Source organism: Rhizobium sp. SU303, assembly GCF_021052345.1.
In the GTDB taxonomy this organism is placed as follows: Bacteria; Pseudomonadota; Alphaproteobacteria; order Rhizobiales; family Rhizobiaceae; genus Rhizobium; species Rhizobium laguerreae.
The window spans coordinates 257,726-279,536 of record NZ_CP088098.1; the positions used below are offsets into that span (position 1 = coordinate 257,726).

The 21,811-nt window shown below is 62.8% G+C and carries 22 protein-coding genes and 1 pseudogene; 13 read left to right on the top strand and 10 right to left on the bottom strand.

The window, feature by feature from the left end; genetic code table 11:
- Positions 1-154: 154 nt before the first annotated feature.
- The 3 genes from mctR to RlegSU303_RS32635 form a co-directional block, all read right to left on the bottom strand.
- Positions 155-799 (bottom strand): two-component system response regulator MctR, encoded by a 645-nt coding sequence (mctR, locus tag RlegSU303_RS32625; protein ID WP_017958210.1) that lies wholly within the window; start codon positions 797-799, stop codon positions 155-157.
- A complete protein-coding gene (gene mctS / locus RlegSU303_RS32630; RefSeq protein WP_017958211.1) occupies positions 796-2,181 on the bottom strand; it encodes a sensor histidine kinase MctS in 1,386 nt (461 codons plus the stop codon). Before mctS ends, mctR begins: the two co-directional genes overlap by 4 nt.
- A 120-nt stretch (positions 2,182-2,301) precedes the next feature.
- Positions 2,302-2,766, bottom strand: a complete 465-nt coding sequence (locus RlegSU303_RS32635; RefSeq protein ID WP_011654432.1) for an Lrp/AsnC family transcriptional regulator — start codon at positions 2,764-2,766, stop codon at positions 2,302-2,304.
- Between the two features lie 163 nt (positions 2,767-2,929).
- On the opposite strand from RlegSU303_RS32635, the gene RlegSU303_RS32640 reads away from it, so the two are divergent.
- From RlegSU303_RS32640 to RlegSU303_RS32660, 5 genes are all read left to right on the top strand, one after another.
- Positions 2,930-3,709, top strand: coding sequence for an ABC transporter ATP-binding protein (locus RlegSU303_RS32640; RefSeq protein WP_020485943.1), 780 nt, complete (start codon positions 2,930-2,932; stop codon positions 3,707-3,709).
- 44 nt (positions 3,710-3,753) lie between these two features.
- Positions 3,754-4,527, top strand: coding sequence for a transporter substrate-binding domain-containing protein (locus RlegSU303_RS32645; RefSeq protein WP_017958213.1), 774 nt, complete (start codon positions 3,754-3,756; stop codon positions 4,525-4,527).
- Positions 4,528-4,539: 12 nt separating this feature from the next.
- The gene (locus RlegSU303_RS32650) at positions 4,540-5,265 is read left to right on the top strand and encodes an ABC transporter permease (RefSeq protein WP_017958214.1); all 726 of its coding nucleotides are present in this window, start codon (positions 4,540-4,542) and stop codon (positions 5,263-5,265) included.
- A 12-nt stretch (positions 5,266-5,277) separates the two neighbouring features.
- The gene (locus tag RlegSU303_RS32655; RefSeq protein ID WP_017958215.1) at positions 5,278-5,967 is read left to right on the top strand and encodes an ABC transporter permease; all 690 of its coding nucleotides are present in this window, start codon (positions 5,278-5,280) and stop codon (positions 5,965-5,967) included.
- 75 nt (positions 5,968-6,042) lie between these two features.
- Positions 6,043-6,951, top strand: a complete 909-nt coding sequence (locus RlegSU303_RS32660; RefSeq protein ID WP_017958216.1) for a homocysteine S-methyltransferase family protein — start codon at positions 6,043-6,045, stop codon at positions 6,949-6,951.
- Between the two features lie 88 nt (positions 6,952-7,039).
- Here RlegSU303_RS32660 and RlegSU303_RS32665 read toward each other — a convergent pair.
- Both RlegSU303_RS32665 and RlegSU303_RS32670 read right to left on the bottom strand, forming a co-directional pair.
- Positions 7,040-7,144, bottom strand: a pseudogene (locus RlegSU303_RS32665) (MarR family winged helix-turn-helix transcriptional regulator); the annotation flags it as partial.
- The gene (locus tag RlegSU303_RS32670; RefSeq protein ID WP_231284077.1) at positions 7,132-7,917 is read right to left on the bottom strand and encodes an IclR family transcriptional regulator; all 786 of its coding nucleotides are present in this window, start codon (positions 7,915-7,917) and stop codon (positions 7,132-7,134) included. The pseudogene RlegSU303_RS32665 and the gene RlegSU303_RS32670, both read right to left, overlap by 13 nt.
- Positions 7,918-8,136: 219 nt before the next feature.
- Between RlegSU303_RS32670 and RlegSU303_RS32675 the strand changes: the two genes are divergently transcribed.
- Genes RlegSU303_RS32675 through RlegSU303_RS32710 form a run of 8 tightly spaced genes read left to right on the top strand, consistent with a single transcriptional unit; the run spans position 8,137 to position 16,326 of the window.
- Positions 8,137-9,210, top strand: coding sequence for an ABC transporter substrate-binding protein (locus RlegSU303_RS32675; RefSeq protein ID WP_026158415.1), 1,074 nt, complete (start codon positions 8,137-8,139; stop codon positions 9,208-9,210).
- Positions 9,211-9,232: 22 nt separating this feature from the next.
- The gene (locus tag RlegSU303_RS32680) at positions 9,233-10,747 is read left to right on the top strand and encodes a sugar ABC transporter ATP-binding protein (protein ID WP_017958219.1); all 1,515 of its coding nucleotides are present in this window, start codon (positions 9,233-9,235) and stop codon (positions 10,745-10,747) included.
- Complete coding sequence (locus RlegSU303_RS32685; RefSeq protein ID WP_017958220.1) at positions 10,744-11,706, top strand: ABC transporter permease; 963 nt, start codon at positions 10,744-10,746, stop codon at positions 11,704-11,706. Before RlegSU303_RS32680 ends, RlegSU303_RS32685 begins: the two co-directional genes overlap by 4 nt.
- Entirely contained in the window at positions 11,703-12,644 is a 942-nt protein-coding gene (locus RlegSU303_RS32690; protein WP_017958221.1) for an ABC transporter permease, read from the top strand. The genes RlegSU303_RS32685 and RlegSU303_RS32690 overlap by 4 nt, the downstream gene beginning before the upstream one ends.
- Entirely contained in the window at positions 12,641-13,597 is a 957-nt protein-coding gene (locus RlegSU303_RS32695; RefSeq protein WP_017958222.1) for an amidohydrolase family protein, read from the top strand. The genes RlegSU303_RS32690 and RlegSU303_RS32695 overlap by 4 nt, the downstream gene beginning before the upstream one ends.
- The gene (locus RlegSU303_RS32700) at positions 13,590-14,900 is read left to right on the top strand and encodes an alanine racemase (protein WP_017958223.1); all 1,311 of its coding nucleotides are present in this window, start codon (positions 13,590-13,592) and stop codon (positions 14,898-14,900) included. The genes RlegSU303_RS32695 and RlegSU303_RS32700 overlap by 8 nt, the downstream gene beginning before the upstream one ends.
- Positions 14,901-14,936: 36 nt before the next feature.
- Positions 14,937-15,281: a RidA family protein gene (locus tag RlegSU303_RS32705; protein ID WP_017958224.1), complete on the top strand. Its 345-nt coding sequence runs from the start codon at positions 14,937-14,939 to the stop codon at positions 15,279-15,281.
- 31 nt (positions 15,282-15,312) lie between these two features.
- Positions 15,313-16,326: a succinylglutamate desuccinylase/aspartoacylase family protein gene (locus RlegSU303_RS32710; RefSeq protein ID WP_017958225.1), complete on the top strand. Its 1,014-nt coding sequence runs from the start codon at positions 15,313-15,315 to the stop codon at positions 16,324-16,326.
- 15 nt (positions 16,327-16,341) lie between these two features.
- On the opposite strand, the gene RlegSU303_RS32715 is transcribed toward RlegSU303_RS32710, so the two are convergent.
- The 5 genes from RlegSU303_RS32715 to RlegSU303_RS32735 all read right to left on the bottom strand — a co-directional run bounded on the left by RlegSU303_RS32715 (position 16,342) and on the right by RlegSU303_RS32735 (position 21,779).
- Positions 16,342-17,526 (bottom strand): hypothetical protein, encoded by a 1,185-nt coding sequence (locus RlegSU303_RS32715; RefSeq protein WP_017958226.1) that lies wholly within the window; start codon positions 17,524-17,526, stop codon positions 16,342-16,344.
- 100 nt (positions 17,527-17,626) lie between these two features.
- Entirely contained in the window at positions 17,627-18,568 is a 942-nt protein-coding gene (locus RlegSU303_RS32720) for a sugar phosphate isomerase/epimerase family protein (RefSeq protein WP_131719351.1), read from the bottom strand.
- A 79-nt stretch (positions 18,569-18,647) separates the two neighbouring features.
- Entirely contained in the window at positions 18,648-19,820 is a 1,173-nt protein-coding gene (locus RlegSU303_RS32725; RefSeq protein WP_017958228.1) for a Gfo/Idh/MocA family protein, read from the bottom strand.
- Between the two features lie 31 nt (positions 19,821-19,851).
- The gene (locus RlegSU303_RS32730) at positions 19,852-20,877 is read right to left on the bottom strand and encodes a Gfo/Idh/MocA family oxidoreductase (protein ID WP_017958229.1); all 1,026 of its coding nucleotides are present in this window, start codon (positions 20,875-20,877) and stop codon (positions 19,852-19,854) included.
- A complete protein-coding gene (locus RlegSU303_RS32735) occupies positions 20,874-21,779 on the bottom strand; it encodes a sugar phosphate isomerase/epimerase family protein (protein ID WP_017958230.1) in 906 nt (301 codons plus the stop codon). The genes RlegSU303_RS32730 and RlegSU303_RS32735 overlap by 4 nt, the downstream gene beginning before the upstream one ends.
- Positions 21,780-21,811: the final 32 nt, after the last annotated feature.

Consider the following 21,811-nt stretch of genomic DNA (forward strand, 5'->3'; position numbering starts at 1 on the left):
CGACCGATCGGAAGCTGATGTAACGCATGTGAATTCCTCCCAACGGCTCGCACTCGGCCAGCCGTGGATGGAGTCCTATGGCGCCGATTTTAAGCTCGCAAGATCGAGGCGGCGGTGAAATGCCGAGGCCTACCCAGAAGTGGGTAGACGCGATTTACCCGGCTTTCGAGACGATGCCATGATCGAGCGCATAGCGGATGAGGCCCGCCGTGGTGGCGATGCCGAGCTTCTTCTTGAGGTTCTTGCGATGCGTTTCCGTCGTGGCGGGGGTGATCCCGAGCGTTTCGGCGATCTCCTTGTTGCTTCTGCCTGCGACGATCAGCCCGAGAATGTCGCGTTCGCGCGGCGTCAGAGGATCGCTGCCCTCCTCGGCGCGTTCGCCCATCAGCGCGTCGAAGACGCCGGACGAGAAATATGTCCCTCCGCCCGCCACGATCTCGATGGCCGAGACGATCTCGTCGGTCGAAACGTCCTTCAGGATGTAACCGGCAGCGCCATGCATGACCGAGGAGGAAATATACTCGCGGCTGTCATGCATGGAGAGCATCACGACCCGCGCCTGGGGAAGTTCGTTCCTGAACAATTCGATCGCATCGATGCCGCTCAGCTTCGGCATGTTGATGTCCATCAACACGACCTGCGGCAGGACCTGCCGGCCGATCTCGAGTCCCGTTTGCGCGAGCCCGGCCGTACCGGCAACTTCGATATGGTCGAATGTTTCGAGCACGGCCTTCAACCCGTCCAGCACCAGCGGATGATTGTCGATCAAGAGCACCCTGATTTTCGGGCGTTCCGTCATGCAGCTTCTGCCTGCCGATCGGCGGGACGATTGGCTGATTTCGGCAGCATCGCCGTCAGCGTCGTGCCGGCCTCGCTGCTGTTGATAAGCAACAGGCCGCGGAAGTGGGCCATCCGCTCCTGCATGTTGCGCAGGCCGAGACCCGATCTGCCGGAGACGCCGTCCTTGATGCCGTCGAAGCCGGTACCGTTGTCGGTGATCGTCATGCGGGCTCGGCCGCCGTCGCTCCAGAGCTTGACTGCGAGCTTGGAGGCGCCCGAGTGGCGCTCGACATTGTTGAACGCTTCCTGTGCGACACGATAAAGCGCGGTGTTCGCTTCGGCCTTCAGCGTGTCGGTGAGCCCCGAGGCATCGATCTTCGTCTCGATCCCCGTCCGCTCGGCAAAATGATAGCAGAGTGCCTCGAGCGCCGCCGTCAGGCCGAGATCGTCGAGCACGCGCGGGCGCAGATCGTGCGACAGCCGTCTGATTTCCTTGATGGCGCCGTTCAGCGCCTCGACACCGCGGTCGATCGTCAGCGCCGCATCGTCGACATTGGTCCTGACCTTGCGGCCGGCAAGATCCATCGCATAGCGCACGCCGACGAGATTCTGGGAAATGCCGTCGTGCAACTCGCGGGCAAGCCGCGCGCGCTCTTCTTCCTGGGTATCGATAACCCGCTGCGTCAGCTGCTTGAGCCGGCCGTCGGCCATGCGGCGCTCGTGGAACGTCAGCAGCATACAGGTGGTGAAAACGACAAGCACCGAAGGCACGGCGATCAGTGCGACGATGATGAAGGTCCGTTTTATGTTGGCGCGCATTCCGGCATTGGCGGCGGCACTTTGGGCAAAGACGTCATCCAGATAGACGCCGGTGCCGACGACCCAGTGCCATTTGTCGAGGCTGACGACGAAGGAGAGCTTGTCGGCGATCTGTCCGGTCGATGGTTTCTGCCATTTGTACTGATGCAGGCCCCCGCCCGCTCTTGCGGTGGCGATCAGTTCGGCAATGACCTTGTCGCCATCCGGGTCGGTAAGGTCGAGCCAGTTATGCCCATGGCGGAAACTCTGGCGCGGATGGACGATGTTGTTGCCATCGTAATCGTAGACGAAGAAATATCCGTCCTTGCCGTAGTCGAGCGAGGTAAGGATCGCCGCCACCTGCTTCTTGGCGGCCCCGTCGTCGGGACCGGCATTGTCATAGATCGTCTGGATGGCGGACAGGGCAAGGTTGGTCAGATTGAGGATCTCGGCTTCCTTGGTCTTCAGCATGTTCTGCTCGAACGTATCGATGCTGTTCTTGGCGAGGTTTGCCGATTGCCATGTGATGAAGGTGGTGATCGCAAGGATCGAAATGACGAGCGGTACGATCGCCAATGCGATGATCTGGTGTCGTAGCGTCAACGATCATTCCTCCCGAGAATTTGCGCCGGGAATTATGCCCTTTGTCAAAAGCGAGTCCAGCGGCTTGTCGGCGCCCGATCCGTGGCAGTCGGAACCACTGCCGGCGGGGCATCGCGCGCGCTAGTCCAGGGGCACGAACAGGCCGAGCTTGACGTCCCGCAGCACCACATTCGTGTGCATGCGGCGGATCTGCGGATTGTCAGCCATGATCAGGGCAGCGATATCGTCATAATGCTCGACGTCGCGGGCGGTGACGATCGCGATCAGATCGACCGCACCGGTGACATAATAGACCTGCTGGATGTGATCCTGCTTCTCCGCCCACAGGCGGAACTTCGCCAGCGCGTCGTAATTGTCCCGCTCGATCTCCATTCCGACGATGAACACCATTGCTGTCCCCGTCGCCTTGCGGTCGACGACGGCCACCTCCGCCCTGATGATCCCTTCCTCGCGCAACCGCTTCAACCGCCTCTGCACGGCCGAGACCGAGAGTCCGATCCGTTCGGCAATCGTTTCGGCTTTCAGCTGGCAGTCGCGCTGAACGATATCGAGAATGTCACGGTCAAAACGATCCAGCTGTTCCATTGTCCAATCCTAGTTCTCTCCGCAGCAACTCGCGCATTCTGTCGTACTTGCCGCACGAAGAAGATTATTTTGCATAAAATATGCAGAATAGATGAAAACTGCGCGAAAAAACCGCGTTATTTTATCATTATCCTTCGCAAACTCAATTCACCCGGAACCATGCATGCCAGATCAACCCTTTCCTGCTCTTCGCGTCGAAGATCTCCATAAAAGCTTCGGCTCGCAACAGGTTCTCAAGGGTATCTCGACACAGGCCGAGAAGTCCGATGTGATTTCTATCATCGGCTCGTCGGGCTCCGGCAAGAGCACTTTTCTCAGATGCATCAATTTCTTGGAAACGCCCGATCGTGGCCGCATCGCCGTGAACGGCGAGGAGATCGCGCTGAAGATGGGGCGGGGCGGCCGGCTGCAGCCGCGCAGCTGGCGGCAGATCGAACGGATACGGACCGGGCTCGGGATGGTCTTCCAGAGCTTCAATCTCTGGGCCCATCGGACGGTGCTGGAAAACGTCATCGAGGCGCCCGTGCACGTCATGGGTATTCCGCGGCGCGAGGCCATCGAAAAGGCCGAGGCCCTGCTCCACAAGGTCGGGCTCTTCGATAAACGCGACGCCTATCCCGCTTTTCTCTCCGGCGGTCAGCAGCAACGCGCGGCGATTGCGAGAGCCCTCTGCGTAGACCCGGCCGTGATGCTGTTCGACGAACCGACTTCGGCACTTGATCCGGAGCTGGTCGGCGAGGTGCTGAAGGTCATCCGCGATCTCGCGGAAGAAGGCCGGACCATGCTGATCGTCACACATGAAATGCGCTTCGCGCGAGATGTCTCGAGCCGTGTTCTGTTCTTGCATCAGGGAGGGATCGAGGAAGAAGGCCCGCCGGAGCAGATATTCGGGGCGCCCGTCAGCGCTCGCTGCCGGGAATTCACCGGTCTCAGCGCCCACTGATGCGCACCCTATCATCGACAACACAAACCAGGAGAATCCTGCGAATGAAACTGCTCCCCACGCTTTTCGCCGGCGCGGCACTCGTGCTTTCCGCCGTCACCGCACAGGCCGAAGTCCGCTTCGGCGTCATGAACGAATCCTATCCGCCCTTCTTCGCCAAGGACGCCTCCGGCCAATGGCAGGGATGGGAGATCGACCTGATGAACGCCGTGTGCGAGGAGATGAAGGAGAAATGCTCGATCGTCGAGATTTCCTGGGATGGTCTCATTCCGGCCCTCCAGAGCAAGAAGTTCGACGTGATCTGGTCGTCGATGTCGAACACCGCGGAACGCTCGAAGGTGATCGACTTCACCGACAAATATTACAACACGCCGAGCACCTTGATCGGCCCCAAGGACCAGAAGCCGGGCGCCACCGTCGAGGAAGTGAAGGGCAAGACCATCGGCATCCAGGTGTCGACGATCCAGTCGGAATATTACAAGAAGTACTTTGCCGAGGTTGCCGAGGAAAAGACCTATCAGACGCTCGACGAGGCGTTCCAGGATCTCGCCTCCGGCCGTATTGACTATGTCTTCGGCGATTCACTGGCGCTTGACGCTTTCCTCAAAAGCGATGGCGGCAAGGATTGCTGCGCCAAGATGGGCGACGTCGCCGATGACAAGGAGATTCTCGGAGCCGGTGTTTCGGGCGGCTTGCGCAAGGAAGACACTGAGCTGAAGGCCAAGCTGAACGCGGCGATCTCAGCGGTTCGCGCCAACGGCCAGTATGACGCCATCAACAAGAAATACTTCGCTTTCGATATCTACGGCGCAAAGTAAGCAGCCGGAACGATGGCGACTGCGCAACAAGGTATTCTGGACCTGCTGTCTCCCTATCCTCCGGGATGGGGCGGCGTCCTTTTGGCAGGTGCGGTCTCCACGGTCGCCATCTCGGCTTGCGCCTTTACGATCGGCTTGCTGCTGGGCACTGGCGGCGCGCTTGGGAAGCTCTCGGGCAATCGCATGCTGCGCCTGCTGCTCGATCTCTATACCACGCTGATCCGCGCCGTTCCCGAGCTGATCCTGATCGTCGGACTCTATTATGCCGGCACCGATGGACTCAACCGGCTGCTCGCCGCGTTGGAGTTGCCACCGGTCAATGTGAACGGCTTCGTCGCGGCCGTCGCCGTGCTGGGCTTCGTCCAGGGTGCCTACATGACGGAAGTGCTGCGCGGCGCGATCCTCGCCATTCCCGTCGGCCAGATCGAGGCCGCCAAGGCCTTCGGCATGGGGCCGGTGCTGAGGTTCCGCCGCGTCCTGCTGCCGGCGCTTTTGCCGAACGCGCTGCCGGGACTTGCCAATCTGTGGATGTCGGTGACCAAGGACAGCGCCCTGGTCGCGGTCGTCGGCTACCAGGAACTGGCGCTCGCCACCCGTCTTGCCGGGGCAAGCACCAAGCATTACTTCGTCTTTTTCCTTGCTTCGGCCCTTCTCTATCTCGCCATCACGCTCGTTTCCAACGTCGTCTTCAAACTGATCGAGGGACGGGTACGGCGGGGGCAGCCGCGCCTTGCCTGAAGAAAGCGCCCTATGAATTTCACCTGGATCTCTTCCTACTGGCCGCTGCTTCTGACCGGCGCCTGGCAGACTGTTTGCCTGCTGGTAATCTCCGTGGTGTTCGGCTTCGTCCTCGCCATTGGCCTCGCCTTCGCGCAGGTCAGCGGCGGCAAGCTGACCCGGATCCTCGCGCGGAGCTACTGCACCTTCTTCCGCGGCACGCCGCTGCTGATACAGCTATGGCTTCTCTACTACGGGGTGGGTTCGCTGCTGCCGATGGTCCCCGGCATCCGCCAGAGCTTGTTTTGGCCGATCCTGCGCGAGGGCTTCTTCTTCGCCGCCGTCAGTTTTACCTTGAACTACGCAGCCTATGAGGCGGAGGTGTTGCGCGGCGCGCTGCTCGCCGTTCCCAAGGGCGAGCTCGAAGCGGGCCGGGCCTTCGGTCTGTCACCCTGGATGCTGATACGCCGCATCTGGCTGCCGCGCGCCATTCGCATCGCCCTGCCGACGATTGCAGGAGAGATCGTCATGCAGCTCAAGGCGACGCCGCTCGCATTTACGGTGACCGTGATGGATCTCTACGCCGTGGCAAACAAGGTTCGGCAGGACACGCTGCTCGTCTATGAACCGCTGCTGGTCGTCACCTTCTTCTATCTCGCCCTGACCGCCGTGATCGCCCGCGTCTTCCGAAGTCTCGAAGCGCAGGTGCCGGTTCGCCGCTAGGCCGACGAAGCCCGCTACTTTGTTTTGAAAGCCCGCAGCCGAGGACGGCGCGACAGCCTGAATGGAGATTACCTCATGAGCACCACGCGAATTCTCGACGGCGGCATGAGCCGCGAACTTCTGCGGCTGGGCGCCGAACTGAAGCAGCCCGAATGGTCGGCGCTGGCGCTGATGAATTCGCCTGACATCGTGCGAGAGGTACACCAGGAATTCATCGCCGCCGGCGCCCAGATCATTACGACGAACAGCTATGCGCTCGTGCCTTTTCACATCGGCGAAGAACGCTTTTGGACGGAGGGACCGGCGCTGATCCGTCTTGCCGGTCGCCTGGCGCGCGACGCTGCCGATGCCGCTACCGACAGGAAGGCGTTGGTCGCTGGTTCGTTGCCGCCGATCTTCGGCTCCTACGAGCCGCAGAACTTCGAACCTTTGCGGGTGCAGGACTATCTCGGAGTGCTTGTCGAAAACCTCGCGCCCTTTGTCGATATATGGCTCGGCGAGACGCTGAGCCTGATCGCCGAAGGCGAGGCCGTCCGCAAGGCGGTTGCGGCATCGGGCAAGCCGCTTTGGATTTCCTTCACCTTGGCGGACGACGAGGCCGCGATCAAGGGCGGCGAGCCGAAGCTTCGTTCCGGCGAAAGCGTGGAGGACGCGGCATCCTGGGCGGTGTCATCGGGCGCCGAAGCCTTCCTGTTCAACTGCAGCAAGCCCGAGGTGATGCAGGCGGCGGTGGAAACCGCGGCGCGAGTCTTCCGAAAGATGGATGCTCCCATCGAAGTCGGGGTCTATGCCAATGCCTTCGAAGGGGAAACAGGCGAAGCAGCCGCCAATGAAGGCCTGCACGACACGCGCGACGACTTGAATGACGACACCTATTCGCGCTTTGCCTGCTCCTGGGCCGAAGCCGGTGCGACGATCATCGGCGGCTGCTGCGGCATCGGCGCGGCCCATATCCATCGCCTGAGGAAGACGCTGTTGCGCTGAATTAGCCGAGAGTGAGGCTGCTACCGGCAATCGCAATTCTCGGGCTTTATTGATCCTCTCGGTGAATTGAGTGACCTCGCGAGCGCTTTCATCCGCCTTTCGGCGCCGTCTTCTGGAGCTCAAGAAGAAGCTCGATCAGCTTCGGCGCCATCACCCTGATTTCTGAAAGATGCAGGGCGCTCAGCCCCGTTTCGGCCGGGTCGGGGCGTGGTCGAGGCCGGCGGCGGCCTTCTTCAGGCAATCGAGGTAGCGGTCCCGGTTGGCGATACCATCGTCGCGCGGCGTGACGAGGCAGAGCGTTGCGGCTGCATGGCCTTCCTCGCCCCGCACCGGTACGGCAAAACAGTGGGTGAAGCTGTCGACGATGCTGTTGAAGGTGAAGAGACCTTCACGCTCGGCCTGGCGGACCTCGGCGACGAAGGTTTGCGGCTCGAGCCATTCGCCGTTCGGCAGGCGGAAATCCTGCGGCGGAATGAAGTTCAGGATTTCCTGATCCGACAGATGCGCGACGAGCAGGCGGCCTGACGCCGTCCACGGGATCGGCACCGACTGTCCGACATCCGTCGAAATGCGGAAGGGGCGTGCGCCTTCGCGCATGCGAACGACCGTGTATCTGTTTCCATCCAGCATGCAGAACTGCGCCGTCTCCCGCGTCTCGTCGGCAAGCTGTTCCAGCGTCGCCTCGCATTCGCGGGTAAAATCGAAATGGTTCTCATAGGCTGCGCCGAGGAAATACAGTTTGCGGCCGAGATAGACACGCCCCTCGCCGCCGGTGAATTCCAGGATGCCATTCTGTAGCAGCAGGTTGACGAGTTCGTAAACCGATGAGCGCGGCGCGTCGATCTGCGCGGCGATTTCATTCGGCTTCAGAGCCTGTCGTTTCTGGCGCAGGAAATCGAGGATCTCGAAGGCGCGGTCGAGCCCTCGGGCGCGTTTGCCGGCTGCTTCGTCCTGAACTGCATCCATCGCTATCGATCCCTTTTTTGTCCGGCCAAGCTTTTCAAGCCGACTCCGGCATCTGTCAATCGATCCCGTCATTCGTCGCGAATGAAATTTTCCCACCCCTCTTGCGAGGTAGAAAAATCGGCATAAGATCACCTCGTCCAATATATAGATCACATGTACGATATATTGGACACGGATGGCAAGCCGTCAACGCTGCCGCACACAAAAAAGGGGATCGACATGAAGAATCTTGAAAACGGCATTTCCGCTTCGCTACGCCGCCACCTTCTCGCGGGTGCTGCCGCTGCTGTGGCACTCCTCGTCTTTTCGGCCGGCACGGCATCGGCCGCCGCCAATTGCATCAAGGGTGACAGGAAGTCGCCCTATACAATCGGCTGGGCGAACATCTATTCGGTGCCGACCTGGATGAAGCAGACCGAAGGCACCATCACGGCTGAAGTGGAGGAGCTGAAGAAGGCGGGCCTGGTGAAGGATCTGATGATCACGGACGCGCAGGGCAATGCCCAGACGCAGATCCAGCATATCCAGTCGATGATCGACGCCAATGTCGACGCCATCGTCGTGATCGCCGGTTCCTCCAACGCGCTCGACCGCGTCATATCCGATGCCTGCGACAAGGGCATCGCCGTCGTGAACTTCGACAGCCTTGTTAACACCGACAAGGTGACGGCGAAGATCAACACCGATTCCAATGAATGGGGCGCGACCGCTGCCAAGTGGATGGTCAGCCAGCTCGGCGGCAAGGGCAAGATCATTATCATGAACGGCCCGGCCGGCATTTCGGTGAGCGATGACCGCCGCAAGGGCGCCCAGCCGGTCCTCGATGCCAATCCAGGTCTCCAGGTGATCACCGAGACGAACACGGAATATAACGTCGCGCCGGCACAGGAAGCGATGACCAGCCTGCTCTTCGCCAATCCCGAAATCGACGGCGTGCTGTCGCTCGGCGGCGCGCTGTCGGCCGGCTCGGTGCTGGCCTTCGAGCGCCAGGGCCGCGACCAGGTGCCGACCACAGGCGAAAACGCAAGGCAGTTCCTGGAGCTCTGGAAGGAGAAGGGCCTCAAGGGCTGGGCCACCATGCAGCCCAACTGGCTCGGCGCGCTTTCCGTTTACACCGCCGTGCAGGCGCTGGAAGGCAAGGACGTTCCGGCCTTCGTCAAGGTGCCGCTGCCTGTCATCGACGACAGCACGATCGGCAGCTACCTCGACCGGGCCGACAAGTTCCCGGCTGACGGCTATATCTACTCGGACTACGACAAGGCGCTCTTCGACAAGCTGCTTGCCACCAAGTAATCCCGGGTTGAGGAAAGCCGTCATGACGGAAGAAAGACCTCTGCTGAAAGCCCGGCAGGTGTTCAGAGGATTTTTCGGCAATCCCGTTTTGAAGGGCGTCGATATTGCCCTTCTGCCGGGCAGGGTTCATGCCCTGCTCGGCGAAAACGGCGCCGGCAAATCCACGCTGATCAACCTCCTGTCCGGAGCTCTCCAGCCGGACGGCGGTTCCATCCTCGTCGACGGCAAGCCGGTCGAGCGCTTCAGCCCGGCGGCTGCGCGCGGTGCCGGTATTGCCGTCGTTCAGCAGGAGCTGAGCCTCACGACCAGTCTCTCGATTGCCGAAAATATTGGGCTCGGCGCCTTTCCGCGCCGGTTCGGTCTGATCGATTACAAAGCGCTTCATCGTGGCGTGGAAGACGTCTGCGATATGGTCGGGCTCACCGAGCCTCTCGACATGCCGGTCGCCGATCTGGCACTTGGCCGCCGTCAGATGGTGGAGATCGCCAAGGCGCTGTTCCGCAAGCCGCGTGTGCTCATTCTGGACGAGCCGACCTCATCGCTTTCCGCGCACGAAGCCGGCATCCTTGCCCGCCTGATCGAGACGCTGAGGGACCGCGGGACGGCACTTCTCTATATTTCCCACCGCCTCAACGAGGTGCAGGCGCTGTGTTCGCATGTCACAGTGCTGAAGGACGGCCTGGTCACCGCCGACCAGTCGCTCTCCGGCATCGACGGCGAAGGCCTAGTGCGCCTGATGGTCGGCAGGGAGACCGGCGACCTGTTCCCGCCGCGCCTGGCAGCAGCGCCCGGCCCGATGCGCATCAGCGTCGAAGGTTTTTCCGCCGGCATGGTGCGTGACGTCGGCTTCTCCGCCCGCGCCGGCGAAATCGTCGGCATCGGTGGCCTCGTGGGACAGGGGCAGGAAGATCTGTTGCTCGGCCTCTACGGCGCGATTCCGGCGGCGGCGTCTAGAGCGGAAGTATCCGGCAAACCCGCCCTGCCCGCTGATGTCGGCGAGGCGAATGCCGCCGGCATCGTCTATGTCCCTGCCGACCGCAAGCATGAGGGGCTAGTGCTGCCGCATTCCATCGCGTCCAATCTCATCCTGCCGTCGCTCGGACGGCTCGCCGGCAAGGGCTTACGCGACCGGCCGGCGGAAATCGGCCTAGTCGCCGATCTCGCGCGTCGGCTGACGATCAAGGGCGACACGGCCCGCCCGGTGCAGGCGCTTTCCGGCGGTAATCAGCAGAAGGTGGCGCTCGCCAAATGGCTGCCGCTCGATCCCGCCGTTCTGCTCCTCAACGATCCGACGCGCGGCGTCGACATCGAGACCAAGCGGGAAATCTACCTCATGCTCCGCGCCTTCGCCGCCGAGGGGCGGCTCGTCATTCTGGCCAGTTCCGATACGCCGGAGCTCGTGCATCTCTGCGACCGCGTCGTGGTTCTGCGCGAGGGGCGCGTCGCCGCGGTGCTGTCGCAGGATGAAATCAGCGAAGGAGCGATCGTCGGCGCGGCCATGGGCATCACCACCACGACGCAGGGAGAGGCGGCATGAGCACAAGTTCGTCATCCCGGCTCTACGGCGCAATCCAGCTCCGCCGCAACCGCGGCCTCGCCGGCCTTTATCTGGTTGTCGCTGCCTTTCTCATCCTCTATGCGCTGCTTTTTCCCGGCATCCTTTCGATCGGCGGCTTCTCCAAGTTCACGCAGAACTGGTTCCCGCTGGCGCTCGTCACCATGGCGCAGGCTTTGCTCATGCTGAACGGCGGCATCACGCTGGCGATCGGCCCGCTCGTCAGTCTTGGAGCCGTGATCGCCGCGACGACGATGCAAGGGGCGCTCGGCGTACCGGGCGGCATTCTTGCGGTCTCCCTCGCCGGCCTTTCGATCGGCGCCGCCATCGGCGCCATCGTCACCTATCTGAGATTGCCTGCGATCATCGTCACGCTTGCCGGCTCCTTCATCATCGGCGGGGTCGCGCTCATCCTGCTGCCGCGGCCGGGCGGGTTCATTCCCGGTTGGCTGTCGACGACGCTGGCCGGCCACACGCCCATCGCCTTCCTGCTGCTCGTCCTGATCCTGGCGCTCTGGAAGATCTTCCTGGCAACACCGCTCGGCCTCGGCATCTACGCGGCCGGCGACAATCCGGTCGGCGCCTTCCGCTCCGGTGTCCCGGTCGAACGTGTGAAGGTCGCAGCCTTCGCCCTGTCCGGCCTCCTCGCCGCCCTGACCGGTCTCTTCGTCGCTGCGCAGACCGGCTCGGGGGATCCCGTCATCGGCACGCCCTTCACGCTGAACTCGATTGCCGCTGCCGTGCTAGGTGGCGTGGGTTTCCTCGGCGGCAAGGGCACGATGCGCGGCGCGATCTGCGGCAGCCTGCTGCTCTCGGTGATGATCAACGTCATGTTCTTCCTGGGCTTTCCGCCGGTCGCCCAATATGTCGCTCAAGGATTGATCATCGTCGGCGCGGTCGCCGTGCCGGAACTTCTTGGGGCTTGGAGGGCAAGGCGATGAACATCATCAGGTCCGCGTTCCGCAATCCGCCGCTGCTGACCTTCCTTCTGGTCGCGCTCGTCTGGATCGTCGCAAGCCTCACACTGCGTGGTTTCGGCGCCTATGGCCACCTGCGCTACCTGCTCGAACTCGCCGCGGTGATCGGCATTGCCGCTGCCGGCCAGACGCTCGTCATCCTGATGGGCGGCATCGATCTTTCCGTCGGCGCGGTCATAACAGTCACGGCGATCCTGCTGCCGCTGATCTCGCCCGCCTGGGATCCGACCGGCCTCGCCGGCATCGCGGCGGCCCTTGCCATCGCCACCGGCATCGGCCTGATGAACGGCGCCGGTGCTGCCTATCTTCGCGTGCCGCCGATCATCATGACGCTTGCCATGGCGACCTTCCTGCAGGGGCTGCTCGTCATCGTCGCCGGCGGCAGCGCGGTCACCGTCAGCAACCCGGCCGTCATTCTTCTCGGGCAGGCGCGGCCGCTCGGCATTCCCTCAGGCATCATTCTGTGGCTCGTCGTCTCGATCGTCGTCCTGCTGCTCGTCCACCGCATGCCGATCGGTGCCCGTTTCCTGGCCCTTGGAGCGAATCCGCTGGCGGCCCGGCTTTCCGGCGTCAGCGTCACGCGCAATACGCTGATCGTCCACTCTCTGTCGGGCTTTTTCGCAGGGCTTGCCGGCATTCTCGTGCTCGGCATGAACCGGCAAGGCTATGTCGGCATCGGCGACCCCTATCTTTTGACCTCGATCGCTGCCGTCGTGCTCGGCGGCACCTCCATCCTCGGCGGCCGCGGCACCTACGCCGGGACCATTCCCGGGGCAATCCTGCTCGTCACGACGACCGCGCTGATCACTGTCGTCAACGCCTCGCCCGGCTGGCGGTCTATCATGTTCGGCACGCTGATCCTTGCCCTTTTGCTGGTTTCCGGCCGCGAGGCGCGCCAATGACGGAGCTCTATGACGGGCCGGTGATCGACCCGCACCACCACCTCTGGGATCTCAGCCTGCAACGCCATCCCTGGCTGCAGAAGGCGCGCGCATCCGGCGAGGAGATGGTTTTCGGCAGTTTAGCGCCGATCCTGCGCGACTACGGCATCGACGATTATCGCGCCGATGCTGCTCGCCAGAACGTGATTGCAACCGTGCATGTGGAGGCCGGCTGGTCCGTTGCGTACCCGCTGGAAGAGAGCCGCTGGCTGGATGGCCTCGACCGCAGCTCCGGCGTGGCGCACCGTTATATCGCACGCGTGCCCCTCGACGGGCCGGACGCCTTGCGCCTGCTTGAGGCGGAAGCGGCAAACCCGAATGTCGTCGGCATCCGCGATATTCTGAGCTGGCATCCGGACGCGGCCAAGAGTTTTGCTCCGCGCCCGAACCGCATGGGCGATCCCGCCTGGCGGGCGGGGCTGGCCCAAGCCACTCGGCTCGGACTGGTCTTCGACCTGATGCTTTATCCCTGGCAGATGGGCGAGGCGCGCGAGCTTGTGCGGGCTTTTCCGGAAACGCTATTTGTGCTCAACCACGGCGGCAGCCCGGCCGACCGGACGGAGGACGGCATGGCGCTCTGGCGCCGTGGTCTGCGGGCGCTCGGCAATGAGCAGAACATGCGCCTGAAGATCTCCGACCTCGTCGCCTACGACAATGCGTGGACGCTCGAAAGCCTGCGGCCAGTGATCGAGCATTGCCTCGATTGTTTCGGTCCGGCGCGCGCCATGTTCGCGAGCGACTTTCCGGTCGCGGGCCTGCATGCTTCTTTCGACGAGGTCTACCAGGTTTTCCGCACAATCGCCTCGCAGCTGTCTCTCGATGAGCAGCGCGCCCTGTTCTTTGCCACCGCCAATGAAACCTATCGCCTCGGTATCGCCGATCCGGCTGAGATCAGGAGTGGCTGCCATGTCTGACCTTCATACCGCGACGGAAAATGTGCTGATCGACGAGCGGGTGCGCGGCTTTCCGCCGGGCAATCCGCCGCTCCCGCTGGATGCAATCGGCAAGCAGGGATGGAAGCCCTATGACGGCAGGATGGCCCTGCCGCTGATCTCGCTCGACCGGCAGGCTTTCACCGGCAATGTCGAACTGATGATGGCCTATGTGAAGAGCCACGGCGCCGATATCGCCCCGCATGCCAAGACACCGATGTCGACGGCGCTGGCGGAGGCACTTCTGGCGGCAGGCGCCTGGGGCACGACGGTCGCCGATATCCGCCAGGCCGCCGTTCTGCTGAAGGCGGGGCAGCGCCGGCTGATCCTTGCCAACGAGATCGGCGGAGCTGCCGCCGCCTGCCGGCTCGCGGCCCTGCTTGGCCACTATCCCGACGCGGAACTTCATGTCTTCGTGGATTCGACCGCGCTCACCGAGGCTCTTCGCTCCGCCTGGCAGCAGCGTGTCGATCTGCCGCCGCTCGGCCTGCTGGTGGAGTTCGGTGCCGGCCGTGCCGGTGCCCGCAGCGGCGGCGCCGCCGAGGCAATTCTCGACGCGATCCTTGCCGCGGAGACGCCGACCCTGCGGCTGACCGGCATCGCCGCCTATGAGGGGGCAGCCGCGACCGCCGATGCGGACGAGACGATGCGTCGCATCGACGCGCTGATGGCGGTGACATCGGATTTCTTGCCGAAGCTGCGCGCGCGCATCGGCAAGGAGCGGCCGCTCCTCGTGACGGCCGGCGGTTCGGTCTTTTTCGACCTTGTCATTGCCAGGCTTTCAGCTGCCGTTGCGGCCGATCCCGCCTGCCGGCTGGTGCTGCGCAGCGGCGCGATCTTCTTCCACGATCACGGTATCTACGAGCGCGGCCTTGCCGGCCTCGATGCACGTGGCGGTTTCCGCATTGGCGGCGAGACGGTTTCGGCGGCTGCGGGTTTCCGTCCGGCGCTGCGGGTCTGGGCCGAGGTCCTCTCCCGGCCGGAACCGCGGCTGGCGATCTGCGGCATGGGCATGCGCGACGTGGCGATGGACCAAGGCCTGCCGCGGCCGTTGGCGCTCTATCGCAATGGTGCGTATCTCGCCGATCTCGCGGGCGCCGACGTTTTCCGCCTCAACGATCAGCACGCCTTCGTCGCACTTGCCGACGGCAGCGACATCGCGGTCGGCGACGTCATCGAGTACGGCATCTCGCATCCCTGCACCTGCCTTGACCGGCATGCCATCCTCTACGGCCTCGACCCGGACCATTCGGTGACGGCGGCCTATTTGACCAGCTTCGGCTGAACTCTCCCTCCAAAAGCAAGAAAAGGAAAACCCGCAATGATCCAGCGTTATCAGAAAGGTTCGCGTATGAGCCAAGCCGTCAGCTACGGCGGCCTCGTCTATATTGCCGGCCAGGTCGCGGAAAATCGCAAGGCTGATATCAAGGACCAGACCCGCGACGTGCTCGGGAAGATCGACGCCCTTTTGCAAGAAGCCGGCATCAACCGCTCGCGCCTCATCGCCGTCAACGTCTTCCTGCCGGCGATCGTTGATTTCGAGGCGATGAACAGCGTCTATGATGAGTGGATCGACATCGAAAACCCGCCGGCCCGCGCCTGCGTCGAAGCACGTCTGGCCGATCCTGACCTGCGCGTCGAAATGACTGCCGTCGCCGCCCTTTGACGGCTTCGTAACCGTCCGTACTGGAGACATCATGCATAGCGGTCTCGTCAATCCGATCGACTTTTCGCGCGAGGGCCGGCAGGCCGGCCACCTCGCCATTCCCTATTCGATCGACCGGTCGCCCTATTATCAGATCTGCATTCCGATCCTTCGCCTGAAAAATGGCGAGGGGCCGTCTTTGCTGCTGATGGCCGGCAATCATGGCGACGAATATGAGGGTGAACTCCAGCTCGGCCGGCTGATGCGGCTGCTGGATGTCGCCGAAATCCGCGGCGCCGTCACCATCCTGCCGATGGCGAACCTGCCGGCGGTGATGGCGGCCAAGCGCTGCTCGCCCTTCGACGACGGCAATCTCAATCGAGCCTTTCCCGGCGATCCCACCGGCTCGCCGACGGCTCGCCTGGCGCATTTCCTCGAACACGAACTCTTTCCGCGCCATGACGTCGTGCTCGACCTGCATTCGGGAGGCACCTCCATGGCCCACCTGCCCTGCACGCTGATCGAGCGGCAGGCCGATGCCGGCCGTTTCGAACGGTCGGCTTCACTGATGCGCGCCATGGGTGCCGCGCATGCCTTCGTCGCCGATAACGGGCCGACCGCACCGACATCGATGGGGGCCGCGGCAAGGGCCGGAACCATCGGTCTTTCCGGTGAGTTCGGCGGCGGCGGTACCGTGACGCCTGAGACAATGGGTTTCACGGCGGCCACGATCGACCGGCTGCTGGTGACACTCGGTATCGTCGAGCGTCCGGTCCTGTCGCGCGCGTCGCTTACCGAGCCCGGGCCGTTGCAGCTGCTGTCGCTATCCCGCCACAGCCAGGGCATCTATGCGAACCATAGAGGCTGGTTCGAGCCGGCCGTCGCCCTCGGCGCCACAGTTGCCGCCGGTGAGCTGGCCGGATGGTATCACGATCTCGAACGCCTGGAGCAGTCGGAGGAAGAGCTGCGCTTTGCCGAGAGCGGCGTTGTCATTTCCCACAGGCTGCATTGCGACAGCCAAGCCGGCGACTGCCTGATCCAGGTTGCCGAACCCATTGCATCCTGAGGAGCGCTGATCTGCTTACGTGATTGCGTCGATCGCTGTCTTGACCCAGTCGAGACGCTTTGCCGGTATCAGGCCGTAATTGTAGAAGTTCACGCCGTCAGCGCCGGCATCGACGGCAGCCTTCGCGCGTGCGGCTAGCACCGCCGGCCCGCTGACCTCCGGATAGAAGACACGCAGGCCAAGGCCCAGAAACTTGCCCGGTCCGATTGCCGCCCGGCCGGTCCGGATGACATCGCCGACCGCATCCGGTTCCATGTCGTAGCAGCAGAGGATCGCCCCGTCGCAGAACTTGCCGACGGCGGCGAGATCGACGCCGCCGAGCCAGCCGTCCTTCAGGTCGATGAGCACGATGCGGGTTGCCGGATCGGCTGCCGCCTTGATCTCGCCGATCAGGCCGGTCACCGGTTCGCTGCGCCAGGTGAGATAGGCATGCAGCTCGGGATGGTCGCGAAAGGCATCGATACCGGCAGCCGGGAAGTCGGGGAATTGCCGTTCCGGGACAGCTCGTTCGCAAAGTTCGGCGATGAAGCGCGCGACCGTTCCGCGTGCGCCTTCGACCGGCACGCCGGCCTTTTCGGCACGCGCCGTGCAATGGTCGCAGAAGCAAAGCGACAGCAAGAAATCATCTTCGGCATTCAGGCCGACGCCGTCCTTTTCGTGATGGTATTCGTGCGCGAATCCCATGAAATTCGGGCTCTCGAGCTCCACCATATCGGGCCGGTAGTTGGTCGTGATGTCGCGGACAAGGGTAACGGCATAGTCCCGCGCCGCCGGGCTGGAGGGGCAAAGATTGTAATAGTTGGGATTGCCGAAGGCGTTCCGCGTCACGTGATCGGGATGCAGCATGCCGAGGCGGCTATTATGCAGGCACACCGTCCAGCAGGAGACCTTGAGACCCGTCGCCTCGCGTCCCTTGACGAGCACTTCCAGCATGTCGCCGCGCTCATTGACATTCCCAGCCATCAGCGGCCGGATGGCTTTGTCCTGCCACAGCCTTTCGTCCGGTCGGAAGTAGACCGTCCCATCCTCGGGGAAATAGGCCTTCTGCCGCGGGCTGCGCGGCTGAAGGAACCGGCCGGCGTGATAGGAGGTCGCCAGGCTGACCGTGTTCAGGCCCGCGCGGCCGTCAAGCTCGGCGGCAAAGGCGTCGAGCCCCTGGTCCTGGATATCCCAAGGGTAAGTCCACATGGAAAGATGCATGGCGTGCTCCCGTCAGTCTGTCCATTCTATAGAACACGTGTCCATAATAGTGTCCAGACTGATCTTTCAGCGCGGGCGAACGACCGCCCGCGCCTGCTCATCAGCGGCTGATCGTTGCCTGCAGCGCATCGATGGAGGATTGGATGCCCGCCTCGGTCGACATGGTGAAGTCTTCCATCTCGAGGCTGACCCAATCGTTGTAGCCGACCATGCGCACCACGGAGAAGAACTCCTTCCACCATTGGAGGTCATGGCCGGCGCCGACAGCGACATAGTTCCAGCTGCGGTTGGCGACGTCGGTGACGTCCTTGAGCTCGAGCAAGCCGTTGACATCGGCGAGGCCGCGCTCGATGCGGGTATCCTTGCCATGGCAATGATGGATGGCATCGCCCAGCGCACGGGCGGAGGCGATCGGGTCGGCGCCCATCCACATCAGATGCGACGGGTCGAGGTTCATGCCGACTTTCGGGCCGACTTCGTTGCGCAGGCGGAAGAGGGTTTCGGGGTTCCAGACGAGCATGGCCGAGAAGTTTTCCAGCGCGTATTTTTCGACGCCGACTTCATCGGCGAGCTTGACCAGGCCGTGCCAGAGCGGGAAGGCCCGATCTTCCCACTGATAGCGGTCGCGCTCAGGCATCTCGTTCGGCCAGCTCTTGGTGTAGACGAGCCAGTTCGGCACCGTGTCGCCGGGGGCGGCTTCCGGCAGGCCGGACATGGTGACGATCTTCTTCACGCCGATTTCGCCGGCGAGCCGGATGGTGTCTTCCATTTCCTTGCGGTGGCGCTTGCCCATGCCACCCGGGTCGAGCGGGTTTGCCGAGCAATTCAGTGCGGCGACTTCCAGGCCGCGGGCTTCGATTTCCTTCAGCTTGGTCTTGAGCAGGCCCCTGTCGGCCAGCAGCTCGTCCGCACGGAAGTGCGGCCCGCGCGACCAGCCGCCGCCAGTCATCTCGATACCCTCGACACCAAGCTTGACGCATTTGTCGAGCATGTCCGTGAAGGAAAGGTCGCCCATCACGTCGGTGCAGATCGATAGTTTCATGTCATTGTCTTTCTAAAAGAGAGTGTCGGGGACGCGCCTGGGAGGAGGATGGAGGAGATCCGACGCGCCCCCTGATCGATCACTTGAACTCGACCCAGGCCGAACCTGCGTCTGCCGAGCGGACGCAGGTTTCCAGCCAGCGCACACCTTCGGTGCCGGCTTCGATGCCGGGATAATGATGGTTCTTGAGGAAGGCCTCGTCGCCGCGGCGTTTTGCGTCGATCGCCTGGGCGATCCAGAGGTAGATGTTCGCCCAGCTGTCGCCCAGGCCTTCGGTGTGCAGCGCGCCCATGCGATCGTAAGCGAGGCTTTCCTCTTCGAGGTAGGGCATGCCGTGATGCAAGGTGCGGTTCGGTTCACCCTGCACTTCGTAAATCAACTGGTCGGGATGGGAATCGGACCATTCGACGGAGGCCTTGGAGCCGACGAATCGGTAGCGCTGCGAACCCATATTCCCGGCATCCACCGAGGACACCCAAAGACGGCCGCGGGCGCCATTGTCGTAATGCATGAGAACGGTCGCGTGGTCTTCGAGCGGCGCACGGGTCGGAATGAAGGCCTTGCGGTCGCAGAGCAGCTTTTCGATCTTCATATGCGGCAGCACCACTTCGGAGAGATAGTAGAGGTGTGTGCCGATATCGCCCAGAACGAAGGTCGGGCCAGCCGTCTTGGGATTGGTGCGCCATTTCACGGCTTCGCCGGCGCCCACATCGTCGTCCGCGTTGAAGCCGTGGGAATATTGCATGTCGACGATGCGGATATCGCCGAGCATGCCCTTCTTGACCATCGCCGCCATCTGGTGAACCAGCGGATGGCCGGTGAAACCGTAGGTGACGCCGACGATCAGGCCTTTCTCTTCGGCCAGCTTGGCGACCTCGTCGCATTCGGCGACGGTGAAAAACAGCGGCTTTTCGCAGATCACGTGAAGACCGGCTTCCAGGCACGCCTTGGTGATCTCGTAATGGGTGAAGTTCGGCGTGGCGATCGAGACGACCTCGACACCGTCCTCACGCCCGGCCTCCTTGGCGATCAGCTCCTTATAATCGCCATAGCATCTGTCCGCAGCGACGCCGATCTTCGTGCCGAAGTCGCGTCCGCGCTCGGCGTCGAGATCGAAGGCTCCGCAGATGAGCCGGTAGGTGCCGTCCCGCTTTGCGCCGGTTCTATGCTTGTAGCCCACCTGCCCGGTGCGGCCGCCGCCGACCATGCCCCAGCGCAGGGGGCGCTCGATGGATCTTTCTCCGTTGATCATCTGATCATCGCTCCTTAAGTGGCCAATAGTGTCATTCCGCCGCCATAGCGGTCGGAGGTCCGTAAAGACTGGGTTTCGGTATCATGTTGACTGGTTCGAGGCCGCCGCTGGCCACAGCACGCAGAGCGGCATCGGCCACGAGCGTGGCTGCGTAGCCGTCCCAGGCGGAGGGGCCGCCCGCCGTGCCCTCAGAGGCGGCTGCGATCCATTCACGGAACTCCTGGTCGTAAGCGTCGATGAAGCGCTCGCGCCAGTCCTCGGGGATCGCCTGACGAATGCCGTTGGAATCTGAAATTACGGTTGCCGGGCGGTTCGGCAGCGCGGCGACACCGGCCTCGCAGCTGATCTCGCCGCGGATGTCATAGCCATAGGCGATGTTCACCGAAATCTCGACGTCAACAAGCGTGCCGGAGGCCATGTGCAAGAGCACGAAAACCGGATCGCGCAACGCGCCACCGCGCGAGGAGCGGCGCGGCACACGCACCTCCACTCCATTGACTTCGTCCGACAAGAGCCAGCGGGAAATATCCGCGTCATGCACGAGCGTGTCGTTCAGCGGCATCTCCGACGTGTACAGGCCTTCGGGAACCGAGGCATTGCGATGCACGGAATGGAACATGAGCGGCGCGCCGAGTTTCCCGCCGTCGATGACCGCCTTCAGGCGGCGATAATCGGCATCGAAGCGGCGCATGAAGCCCACCTGCACGAGCCGCCGGCCGAAGGCCACTTCGGTCTCCATCACGCGAAGCGCAGCCGCCTCGGATGTCACCAGGGGCTTTTCGCAGAAGACCGGCTTGCCGGCGGCGATGCAGGCGAGCAGTTGCTCCTCATGTGCCGGCCCCCATGAGCAGATGATCACGGCCTGCACTTTTTCCGAAGAGATCAGAGCTGAGGGGGTGGCGAACACCTCCGCCCCTGCCGGGGCGGCAGCGGCAGCGCGGGCCTGGTCGATATCGGTAACACCCACGATTTCGACACCGGAAACGACGTTCGTCAGGCGGCGGATATGATCCTGGCCAATCATACCCGTGCCGATTATGCCAACCTGAAGGGTCATTTTGCCCCCCGGTGCTTATCGATGTAACGCTGCATTTCGGTGCGCATGAAGGTACTGCTCTGGTCTGCCTTGTCTTCCCAGGCAAAGACGCAGGCGGTCATGATGCCGTCGAAGCCGATCTCGGCCAACGTGCCGAAGAAATCGTCCCACGGAACCTCTCCCTGCCCGATATTGAGGTGCTGGTGCACCCGGGCGTTGGTGCCCGGCGGGTTGAGGATATAACGAAGGCCGGACGAGGCTTTGTGGTTGAAGGTGTCGCCGACATGCACATGTGCAAGAACGTCCTTGGCCTCACGCAGCATCGCCTTCGTATCATCGCCGAAATAGAAGGTGTGCGGAGCGCAGTAGAGAAACTTGACGCTCTTCGAATTGACCGTGCGGATGATGTCGAGCGCCGGCTGCAGCGTCTCGCACCAGTCTTCCGGATGCGGCTCGACATGGAGGGTGATGCTTTCTTTTTCCAAGATCGGCACCAGTTCCTCCATCGAGCGCCACCAGGCGTCCTCGCAGGCTTCGATCATAGACCCGGTATGGCAGCAGTAGCATGATCCCTTGTCCGGGTGCGGACCGCGGCCGAACTCCGAATTCATCGTGTCGACTTCCATCTCGACGGCGATCTCAATCGCCCGCTTCCAATGCTTCACCGCCGCCTGGCGCTCCGCCTCGTCATTGGAGGCCCAGCGGTACATCGGCAGGATCGACGCAATGCTGACATCCGCCTCTGTCAGTGCGCGCTTGAATGACTTGATCCGTTCAGGAAACACACGCGGAGCCTTGAACCATTCGAGGAAATCCCCGCGCGGGGATAGCTCGATCCAGTCGTAGCCGAGTTCCCTCACCTTCCTGGGCAACTCTTCGAGGGAGAGATGCCGATGCATGAAGGGGTCGAGTGCGATCTTCATTTTGACCTCCAGATTCCGGACATGATTTTTCC

Excerpts from the sequence above, each read along its gene's own strand:
- mctR (WP_017958210.1), bottom strand. The coding sequence starts at position 799 with ATGACGGAACGCCCGAAAATCAGGGTGCTCTTGATCGACAATCATCCG.
- RlegSU303_RS32635 (WP_011654432.1), bottom strand. The coding sequence starts at position 2,766 with ATGGAACAGCTGGATCGTTTTGACCGTGACATTCTCGATATCGTTCAG.
- RlegSU303_RS32640 (WP_020485943.1), top strand. The coding sequence starts at position 2,930 with ATGCCAGATCAACCCTTTCCTGCTCTTCGCGTCGAAGATCTCCATAAA.
- RlegSU303_RS32645 (WP_017958213.1), top strand. The coding sequence starts at position 3,754 with ATGAAACTGCTCCCCACGCTTTTCGCCGGCGCGGCACTCGTGCTTTCC.
- RlegSU303_RS32650 (WP_017958214.1), top strand. The coding sequence starts at position 4,540 with ATGGCGACTGCGCAACAAGGTATTCTGGACCTGCTGTCTCCCTATCCT.
- RlegSU303_RS32655 (WP_017958215.1), top strand. The coding sequence starts at position 5,278 with ATGAATTTCACCTGGATCTCTTCCTACTGGCCGCTGCTTCTGACCGGC.
- RlegSU303_RS32660 (WP_017958216.1), top strand. The coding sequence starts at position 6,043 with ATGAGCACCACGCGAATTCTCGACGGCGGCATGAGCCGCGAACTTCTG.
- RlegSU303_RS32670 (WP_231284077.1), bottom strand. The coding sequence starts at position 7,917 with ATGGATGCAGTTCAGGACGAAGCAGCCGGCAAACGCGCCCGAGGGCTC.
- RlegSU303_RS32675 (WP_026158415.1), top strand. The coding sequence starts at position 8,137 with ATGAAGAATCTTGAAAACGGCATTTCCGCTTCGCTACGCCGCCACCTT.
- RlegSU303_RS32680 (WP_017958219.1), top strand. The coding sequence starts at position 9,233 with ATGACGGAAGAAAGACCTCTGCTGAAAGCCCGGCAGGTGTTCAGAGGA.
- RlegSU303_RS32685 (WP_017958220.1), top strand. The coding sequence starts at position 10,744 with ATGAGCACAAGTTCGTCATCCCGGCTCTACGGCGCAATCCAGCTCCGC.
- RlegSU303_RS32690 (WP_017958221.1), top strand. The coding sequence starts at position 11,703 with ATGAACATCATCAGGTCCGCGTTCCGCAATCCGCCGCTGCTGACCTTC.
- RlegSU303_RS32695 (WP_017958222.1), top strand. The coding sequence starts at position 12,641 with ATGACGGAGCTCTATGACGGGCCGGTGATCGACCCGCACCACCACCTC.
- RlegSU303_RS32700 (WP_017958223.1), top strand. The coding sequence starts at position 13,590 with ATGTCTGACCTTCATACCGCGACGGAAAATGTGCTGATCGACGAGCGG.
- RlegSU303_RS32705 (WP_017958224.1), top strand. The coding sequence starts at position 14,937 with ATGATCCAGCGTTATCAGAAAGGTTCGCGTATGAGCCAAGCCGTCAGC.
- RlegSU303_RS32710 (WP_017958225.1), top strand. The coding sequence starts at position 15,313 with ATGCATAGCGGTCTCGTCAATCCGATCGACTTTTCGCGCGAGGGCCGG.
- RlegSU303_RS32715 (WP_017958226.1), bottom strand. The coding sequence starts at position 17,526 with ATGCATCTTTCCATGTGGACTTACCCTTGGGATATCCAGGACCAGGGG.
- RlegSU303_RS32720 (WP_131719351.1), bottom strand. The coding sequence starts at position 18,568 with ATGAAACTATCGATCTGCACCGACGTGATGGGCGACCTTTCCTTCACG.
- RlegSU303_RS32725 (WP_017958228.1), bottom strand. The coding sequence starts at position 19,820 with ATGATCAACGGAGAAAGATCCATCGAGCGCCCCCTGCGCTGGGGCATG.
- RlegSU303_RS32730 (WP_017958229.1), bottom strand. The coding sequence starts at position 20,877 with ATGACCCTTCAGGTTGGCATAATCGGCACGGGTATGATTGGCCAGGAT.
- RlegSU303_RS32735 (WP_017958230.1), bottom strand. The coding sequence starts at position 21,779 with ATGAAGATCGCACTCGACCCCTTCATGCATCGGCATCTCTCCCTCGAA.